General features: G+C 74.3%; 5 protein-coding genes. 2 read left to right on the top strand and 3 right to left on the bottom strand.

Annotated elements, in window-relative coordinates; translation table 11 throughout:
• Positions 1–200 precede the first annotated feature (200 nt).
• Both BG452_RS44975 and BG452_RS44980 read right to left on the bottom strand, forming a co-directional pair.
• Positions 201–878: a DUF4232 domain-containing protein gene (locus tag BG452_RS44975; RefSeq protein ID WP_188310198.1), complete on the bottom strand. Its 678-nt coding sequence runs from the start codon at positions 876–878 to the stop codon at positions 201–203.
• A gap of 283 nt (positions 879–1161) precedes the next feature.
• The gene (locus BG452_RS44980) at positions 1162–2154 is read right to left on the bottom strand and encodes an Lrp/AsnC family transcriptional regulator (protein WP_188310199.1); all 993 of its coding nucleotides are present in this window, start codon (positions 2152–2154) and stop codon (positions 1162–1164) included.
• A 349-nt stretch (positions 2155–2503) separates the two neighbouring features.
• On the opposite strand from BG452_RS44980, the gene BG452_RS44985 reads away from it, so the two are divergent.
• A complete protein-coding gene (locus BG452_RS44985) occupies positions 2504–4057 on the top strand; it encodes an MFS transporter (RefSeq protein WP_223243685.1) in 1554 nt (517 codons plus the stop codon).
• A 395-nt stretch (positions 4058–4452) separates the two neighbouring features.
• Here the strand turns inward: BG452_RS44985 and BG452_RS44990 are convergent, their stop codons facing one another.
• On the bottom strand, positions 4453–5370 hold the full coding sequence (locus BG452_RS44990) for a peptidoglycan-binding domain-containing protein (protein ID WP_188310200.1): 918 nt from the start codon (positions 5368–5370) through the stop codon (positions 4453–4455).
• Between the two features lie 509 nt (positions 5371–5879).
• On the opposite strand from BG452_RS44990, the gene BG452_RS47520 reads away from it, so the two are divergent.
• A partial coding sequence (locus tag BG452_RS47520) for an ATP-binding protein (RefSeq protein WP_317621539.1) occupies positions 5880–8528 on the top strand: 2649 nt, incomplete at its 3' end.

The raw sequence follows: 8528 nt of genomic DNA on the forward strand, positions 1-8528 counted from the left end.
CCGTCGGACCGGGGCCGGTGTCCGGGCCCAGTGGCCGGTGTCCGGGCCCGATGGGCGAGGTCCTCCTCCAACCGACACCGGGCGGGCTGCCGAGCGCGGGGCCGTGAGACCGCCCGGCGACCGGGACCCACCCCGGGCGACGGTCCCCCGTGATCGTCCGCCACATCATGTCTGCCGCAACGCCGTTGCGGCGCGTCCGGTCACTGGCCGCCCTGGCCGGCGCTGCCCATGGGGCCGATCTTCACCGGGCTGGAGCCGTCGGCGGCGGGGAGGGAGCCGGCACCCGGCCACTGCAGGGTGACGGACTTGGTCTCGTCCGGCGGGGTCACGACCAGGCCGGTGATCCGGACACCGGTGCCGCCGGTGTCGTTGCTCGGGTAACTGATGCCGAAGAACGTCGACTTGCCGGGCTTGACGACGCCCGCGACGACCGGCTCGCCGGAGCGCTGCGCCGACAGCGACCCCGCGTTGGTCTTCAGGTCGACGCCCGCATAGCCGGAGAGCGAGCAGTCGTGGCCACTGCGGTTCTTCAGCTCGACCACGACGGTGCGGGTGGCGTCACCGTCGATGGTGCGGTCCGCAGCCGTGATGGTGAGGTCGTCGGTCCGGCACTTGCCGCCCTTGCCACCATCCGTGGAACCCGTGGAGCCGGTGGAGCCGGTGGAGCCGGTGGAGCCGGTCCCGGCCGTCGTGCCCTTCCCCCCGGCCGTCGGCGCTCCGGAGGCCGTCGCGCCGCCGGTGGCCCCGGTGGCCGCCGGCGGCGCGGAGGAGGGCTTGTTCGCCGCCGTTCCGCCGTCGAGGTCGTCGTTCTGACAGGCCGTCAGCGAGAGACCCGCGGCAACGGCCAGGGCGGCGAAGGTGAGCTTGTGAACGCGCATCGTGTCTTCCTCAGGGTCGTGTGGCGGCCGGTACTGGTGAGCAGGACAGCCCGGCCGGGCGAACCGTTCCGCCCAACCGGCCGCCAATACAGTGCTGTTACACGAACGACCGGGCACCCCGCACCCCGCCGCCGCCCGCACCCCCGCCCGACCCGCCGCAGGACCGGCCGACACGGCGGTTCCCACCGCCGTACCGCTCCCGGCCACGGTCGCCGTCCGCTGGGACAGACCCGTGACCCGGCGGATCTTGACCGCGAGCGTTCACCCGTCTCCTCCCGCGGCGTCAGGCGAGTGCCGGGTGGATGAGCCGGCCGTGGTGGATGAGGGAGGCCGCCTGCTTGAGGCGGCGGACGCGGACGCTGATCTCGTAGCCGCGGATGCCCTCGATCCGCGCGAAGCGGGTGCTGAGGTAGCGGTAGAAGTCGGGGGTGTCCCTGCACATGACGACGGCCATGATGTTGTGCCGGCCGCTGACGGCCGCGGCGAAGGCGCACTCCTCGTGCCGGCTGATCTCCTCGCCGATGTGGTGCAGCCGGGGCAGTTCGACCTGGAGCCAGAGGGTGGCGTTGAGTTCGTAGCCGAGGCGCTCGGGGAGGGTGTCGACGTCGAAGACGAGGGAGCCGGTGGCCTCCAGGGCCTCCAGGCGGCGGGCGACGCGGGGTTTGGACCAGCCGGTGACCTCGGCGAGGTGGGTGTGGGAGGCGCGGCCGTCCTCGGCGAGGGCGGCCAGCAGGGGAAGGTCCTCGTCGCCGGGGGTGAGCGGGGCGCCGACGGGGCTGGGGCGTTCCGCGACGAGCTGCCGGACCTGGTCGTCGGTGAGGGAGCCCTCCCCACCGGTCCAGCCGGCCGCGCTCTCCGGGCCGAAGGGGTGGATCAGCAGGTCGACGCTCATGTCGAGGACGGAGGCGGCCCTGGGGAGCTGCCGTAGGAGGACGTCGTCGCGGGCGGTGCCGGCGGGTGAGCGGATGATGCAGTTGATCTCCGAGCCGCCGGAGGCGATGTTCGCGTAGGCGACCTCGGGGCGGCGGGCGAGCGAGTCGGCGAGCGGTCCGACGGCGTCGGGGCGGCAGCGCAGGCGGGCGATCCACTCGGACTGGCCGTGGGCGGCCGGGCTGCTGAGGCCGACGACGCGCAGGACCCCGCTGCGGCGCAGGGCGTTGTAGCGGCGCGCCGCAGTCTGTTCGGACACCCCGATGACCTCGCTGAGGCGGCGGAAGGAGACCCGCGGGGCGAAGTGGAGTCCGTGGATGATTTTGCGGTCCAGTTCGTCAACCATGGATGAATCGTCACACGCGGACCGGCAGCGGTGGAGGTTCTGTGCCGTCCGCCCGGCTCGGCCTGGGGATCCGTCGCCCATCGGGGCGAAGCTGGTCGGCGGCTCCGCGGGCGGTGGGCGGCCGGCGCGGACCGCGGGTCCGGCCGGCGCGCCCGGCCCGTGAGCGGGCGCGCGCCGGACGGCGGCGCTCTCACCGCAGCCGGTGCCCGCCGCGGCACCTCCGCAGTCGAAGGAACCCCTCGTGAACTCCGCAACGATGCAGGGCCCCCGGACCCAGGGACCCCATGGCCCCCGGGCACAGGGCCGACGGGCGCAGCGCCCCCCGGCCGGACGGGGCACCACCCTCGTCATGGCCTGCCTGGGCGTCTTCGTCGCCTACCTGCCGGTGACCACCGTGTCGGTGAGCCTGCCGGCGATCCAACGGGCGCTCGGCGCCTCCACCGCCCAACTGTCCTGGGTGTCGGACGCGTTCGTGCTGCCGATGGCCGCGCTGATCCTGACCACCGGTGTGGTGGGCGACGTCCACGGCCGCAAGCGGGTGTTCCAGGCGGGCATGGCCCTGTGCGCGATCGGCGCGGCGGTCTCGCTGAGCTCCGACTCGGTGCGGGCCCTGTGGGCCGGGCAGGCGGCCTCCGGGCTGGGGGCGGCGGCGCTGCTGCCCACCACGCTGGCGCTGATCAGCCACGCGGTGCCGGACCACCGGGAGCGGGGCAGGTTCATCGGGCTGTGGGCGATGTCCCTGCTGGCCTCGCTCGCCGTGGGCCCGCTGATCGCGGGCGTGCTGCTGGAGCACGTCGCGTGGCGCTGGATCTTCCTGCTGCCCGTCCCGGTGTCGCTGATCGTGCTGGTCGTCGCCGCCTTCCTGCTGTCCGACTCGCGGGCACCGCACGCCCGTCGGCTGGACTGGCCTGGTCAGCTCAGCGCGGCCGCGGCCGTCACCGCCGTGGTCTACGGCGTGATCGAGGGCGGCGCGAACGGCTTCGGCGAGCCCGCGACGGTGGCGGCCCTGGCGCTGGGCGCGGTCGCCGCGGTGGTGTTCGTCGTCGTGGAGCGCCGCAGCGCCGGCCCGATGATCGACCTCGCCCTGTTCCGCAGCCCCGCGTTCACCGCCACCTCGCTGGTCGCCATGATCAGTTTCCTGGGGCTGATCGGCTTCTTCTTCGTGCTGAGCCTGTACTTCGGCCTGGTGCAGCACCTGAGCACCCTCCAGGCGGCCCTGCGGATGGTCATGGTGACGGGGGCCTCGCTGGCCGCCAGCCTGCCCGTCGGGCGCCTGATGCACCGGGTGTCCGCCCGGGTGCTGATCACCACCGGCCTGGTCGTCACGGCCGGCTCGCTGCTGTCGCTGACCGACCTCGACGCCCACACCTCCTTCGGCTCGATCGCCTGGCGGCTGCTGCTGCTCGGCCTCGGCCTGGGGGCCGTCCTCACCCCGATGACCGCCTCCGCCGTCTCCGCCGTCCCGCACCACCTGGCCGGCATGGCCGCGGCCGGCAACAACGCGTTCCGGCAGGTCGGCGGCGCCCTCGGCCCCGCCGTGCTCGGCGCCCTGCTGACCACCCGGACGCTCGACGCCCTGCCCGGCCGGCTGACGGACGCCGGGGTGCCGGCGGCGACCGGCGGCCACGTCCTCGACGTCGCCCGGGAGCAGGGCCTCGGTGCCGTGGCGGGACTCGACCTCGGGCCCGCCACCGGCCAGGCCCTGACCGCCCTCGGCGACTCCTTCCTGGACGGCCTGCGGCTCTGCCTGATCGTCTCGGCCTCGCTCGCCCTGCTGGCCGCCCTGGCCTGCGCCGTCCTGCTGCGGCCGGCCGCGCGCCCGGCGCCAAGTCCGGCGCCGCACACCGACCAGGCCAGCGAGCAGGCCACCGACCAGGAAGCGGATCCGGCCCCCGCGCCCTGACACCCCGCGCCGTCGGCGAGGGCGGCCGGGTCACCACCCTGGAACAGGCCTGTTCTGCGTCGGCGAAGCGCAGCACGACGGTGTGGGTGCCGCCGGGCGGGCGGCCGCCCTCGCCCAGGTGGACCGGTCCGGTCGGTGCTGGCGACCAGCTCCCCCGGGCCCAGCAAGGACGGGGGCGGCGGCCTCCCGGTAGGCGTCCAGCCGCCGCTGGTCGGTGACGTCGTAGTTCAACGGTGACTCCTCGTCGGCTCGGACGGTCCTCGGGGCAGCGCGGAGCGGCTCGCCGACACCCGGGGCGCAGGATGCCACGCCCTGCCCCCTGGGCACACGACGGGGCAGGGCCACCGGAGGTGTCCGGTGGCCCTGCCCCTCGTGGTGCGCGTGCGCCGCGGGCGTCAGTTCATGAAGGTGACGTCCCAGTGGCTGCCCTCGTTGGCGTAGATGTTGCCGGAGGGGGCGGTCCACAGGTCGGCGCCGTCACCGCGGGTGCCGCTGTGGGCGAAGGTGCCGTGGATGTGGTCGGTGAGGCAGCTCGACATGGCGAAGTCCAGCTTGTAGCCGGTGCCGTGGCTGTAGGTGCCGCCGGCGTGGCCGGTCTCGGTGCCGCCGGTGATGTTCAGCGCGCAGCCGCCGATGGCGTGCTTGAGGTTGACGGCGCCGTCGGCCGAGGCGCGACGCAGGCCGTCGAAGGAGGTGCAGCTGCTGTTGGTGCGGTCGGAGCAGTTGCCCGAGGAGGACCAGGTGATGCCGGCGGCCGAGAACATCGAGGCGGCCTGCGACTGGCTGAGCGTGTCACCGCCGCCGCCACCGCCACCGGTGCTGCCGCCACCGCCGAGCAGGGCGGCCCAGGTCGCCGGGCCGACGATGCCGTCGACCGGGTTCAGGCCGGCCGACTGCTGGAATCCGCGCACCTTGGCGTCGGTGCCGGGGCCGAAGGCACCGTCGACGCCGAGGCCGGCGCCGTGGGCGTTCAGCTGGACCTGGAGCGCCTTGACGGCGTCGCCGTTGTCGCCGCTGCGGACGGTGACGATCAGCTTGGACCAGGTGTCGCCACCGACGATGCCGTCCACCGGGGACAGGCCGTTGGCGCTCTGGAAGCTCTTGACCTTGCCCTCGGTGCCGGGGCCGAAGGCACCGTCGGCGCCGGTCGCGAAGCCGCGGGCGGACAGCAGGTACTGGACCGTGGTCACGTTGTCGCCGTGGTCACCGTTGCGGACGAGGGGCCAGCCGGCGGCCTGGGCGGCGGGGGCGACGAGCACCGCCGCGAGAAGCGCGGCGAACATCGCGGCGACGACTGCCGGGATGCGTTTCATGACGGTTCCTCACTGACTGGCTGAGCGCGGAAGCGCGCGGGCGGGGGCGGCGGCACCGAACGGCTCGTCGGCCGCGACCGGGCCACCGCCGAGAGACGCTAGGAGCCGCCGGCGGCGTCCCGCTAGCGCGTCCCGTCCCTGGGACGACGCCCGGCCCCGGGGGCGGCCACCGGGGCCGGGCGGGCGGTCGTCCCAGGGATGCTCCGCACCGCAACGGCCCATCGCCGGGCGGGTGCCGGCGGCGGAGCCGGCGTCGACGCGTTCGCGGCTGCCCGGTCGCCGAGGAGCTCACCGGAGGGGGCGTCACACAGTTTTCACACATCGGCCATCCAGCGGTCTCGGACGGGGTCGACACTGTGTCAGGCAGTGCCAGACGCGGCTGCTTCGAGCACAAACGGTCAACGTGCGGGTGACATTGTGTCCAGCTGGTGCACAAGCACCACCCAGAAAGCGAACGGGCTTTCACTCCAATCACACGATATGACTAGTATCGCTTCGTCAAAAAGCCCGTGCCCGGACGGCCCGCCCCTCACCGGTCGGCCGCCAGCCCCAAGGAGACTGCTCTGCGCGCGCGTGCGAATCGGCGGCCCCCGACGCCGAAGGCCCCCCGCAGGCGTCCACGCCTGTCCCTGCGGGCGGCACTACTCGTCCTGGCCGTCGTCCCCAGCCTCGCCCTGGTCGCCCTCTGGGCGGTCACCAGCGGTGAGACCGTCTTCGACTTCCAGCGCCAGGCCGCCCAGGGCATGCTCGCCCAGAAGGCCGGCCAGCCGTCCAACATCGTCTACTACAACCTCCAGGAGGAGCGCCGGCTCAGCGCCGACGCGCTCGCCCGGCCCGGCGGCAACACCGACCAACTGCGCCACCAGCGGCAGTTGACCGATGACGCGGTCCACCAGTTCCAGGCCCTGTCCGGCGAGACCGCCGACGGCGCTCCGGACGACGTCCGCAACGCCGTCGCCGAAGCCCGGCAGGCCATGGCCAAACTGGCCGAGGAACGCGCCGCCGTCGACAAGGGCTCGGTCGACCAGCAGAGCGTCTTCACCTACTACACCGACCTGATCGCCGTCGACCTGCGGCTGTTCACCGCGCTCAGCCACGTCGACGCGGGCGAGGTCACCTGGGTGTCCAAGACCCTGGTCAACTCCTTCTGGGCCAAGGAGATGCTGGCCCGCGAGGACGCCGTGCTGGCCCGCGGCTGGCCCGCCGGGCGGCTCAGCACCGCCGACTACCAGCAGGTCCAGCAGCTGATCGGCGCCCAGGACCACCTGTTCACCGTCCAGGTCGTCCCGTACGTCCCCGACGGCGAGGCGGCCGGCTGGCACGACCTGATGAACAGCCCCGCCTGGCAGGCCAAGGCCGCCGTCGAGCAGCAGCTCACCCGGCCGGTCTCCGCCGACTCCAACGGCACCGTCAGACTGCCCGCCGCCCAGGACCAGTGGCGCCAGGCCGTCGACCAGCTCAACCCGCAGCTGGTCAAGGCCATCGAGGCCCGCACCAGCGCCATCGTCGAGGTCGGCAAGGGGACCATCCTCGGCCTGCTCACCCGCGTCGTGCTCACCGCCGTCATCGGCCTGATCACCGTCATCGCCGTCGTCATCGCCTCCTGGCGGATCAGCCGCTCGCTGCGCCGCCGGATCAAGGACCTCCAGACCCAGGCCGAGGAGATGGAGCGCACCCTGCCCGAGGTGGTCGACCGCCTCGGCCGCGGCGAACAGGTCGACCCCGAGGCCGAGAGCCGCGCCGTCACCACCGGCGAACACGGCAACGGCACCGACGAACTCGCCCGCCTCGGCCAGACCCTCAACCTGGCCCGCTCCGCCGCCCTGGAGGCCGCCGTCCGGCAGGCCGACCAGCACCGCGGCTTCGAGCGCCTGCTCCAGCGCATCGCCCGCCGCACCCAGCTGCTGATCGGCCGCCAGCTGCGCAAGCTCGACGAACTGGAGCGCAAGCACGAGGACCCGGAGGTCCTGGAGGGCCTGTTCGACCTCGACCACCTCACCGCCCGCCTGCGCCGCTACGAGGAGAACCTCGTCATCATGGCCGGCGGCCAGCCGCAGCGGCGCTGGCGCAAGCCCGTACCGCTGCTGGACGTGCTGCGCTCCGCCCAGGGCGAGGTGCAGGACTACCGCCGGATCATGATCGACGTCGAGGGCCACCCGTGGCTCTCCGAGCGGGCCGTCGGGCCGGTCGCCCACGTGCTCGCCGAGCTGATGGAGAACGCCACCACCTTCTCCAAGCCGCCGACCCCGGTGGAGGTCCGGGCCGCCATGGTCGGGCGCGGACTCGCCGTCGAGATCGAGGACCGCGGCCTCGGCATGGACCCGCAGCAGTACGACGCGGCCAACGAGCTGATGAGCCGCCCGCCGCGCACCGACGTGCTGGCCCGGGCCGACGACATCCGGCTCGGCTTCTACGTGGTCGCCCGGCTGGCCGCGCTGACCGGGCTGAAGATCGAGTTCCGGCCGTCGGCCTTCGGCGGCACCCGGGTGGTCGTGCTCGTCCCGGACGAGCTGGTCATCGACGGCGACACCGGCCTGCCGGACGCCGCACCCGTCGAACCCATCCCGCTGGTCCGCCGCTCGCGCCGGGCGCTGCGCTCCGCCTCCGACGAGGCGCCGCAGCCGGTCGGGCCGGTGGGGCCGCCGGTCGCACCGGTGGACTCCTTCGGGGCGGGCTCGCCCACCGGACAGGCCGAGGCGATCGGGCAGGCCGCGCATGCCCAGTGCGTGGCCGCGGCGTTCCAGGAGCCGGCGTTCCCGGAACCCTCGTTCCCGGTGCAGCCGGTCCCGGCCCAGCCGTACCAGCCCGGCCCCGCCGAGCAGCCGATCCAGCACAGCTCCCCCGCCGACCCGCCGCCGGCCTACGCCGCCACCCCGGCCGAAGCCCACGACGGCGCGCCCACCGCCACCCCCGCCCCGGAGGCCCCGGCCTACCCGGACATCGCCTACGCCCGGGTCACCGAGGCCGAGGCCCCGTACGCCGACGAGCAGTACCGCCCGGCCGACCACTACCGGCTGGCCGAGCGGCGCCGGGGCCGGGAGTACCCCTCCGCCGTACCGGTGAGCCCGGTCGAGGGCGGGCAGCCCCCGCTGCCGCAGCGCGTCCGGCAGGCCAGCCTGGCCGCCGAGCTGCGGGTGCCGCCGACGGCCCGTCAGCAG

Source organism: Streptomyces sp. CBMA123 (genome assembly GCF_014596465.1).
Classification (GTDB): Bacteria; Actinomycetota; Actinomycetes; order Streptomycetales; family Streptomycetaceae; genus Kitasatospora.

What these genes read in the sequence shown, in the direction of transcription:
- BG452_RS44975 (WP_188310198.1), bottom strand. Translation starts at nt 878, where the DNA reads ATGCGCGTTCACAAGCTCACCTTCGCCGCCCTGGCCGTTGCCGCGGGT.
- BG452_RS44980 (WP_188310199.1), bottom strand. Translation starts at nt 2,154, where the DNA reads ATGGTTGACGAACTGGACCGCAAAATCATCCACGGACTCCACTTCGCC.
- BG452_RS44985 (WP_223243685.1), top strand. Translation starts at nt 2,504, where the DNA reads ATGGCCTGCCTGGGCGTCTTCGTCGCCTACCTGCCGGTGACCACCGTG.
- BG452_RS44990 (WP_188310200.1), bottom strand. Translation starts at nt 5,370, where the DNA reads ATGAAACGCATCCCGGCAGTCGTCGCCGCGATGTTCGCCGCGCTTCTC.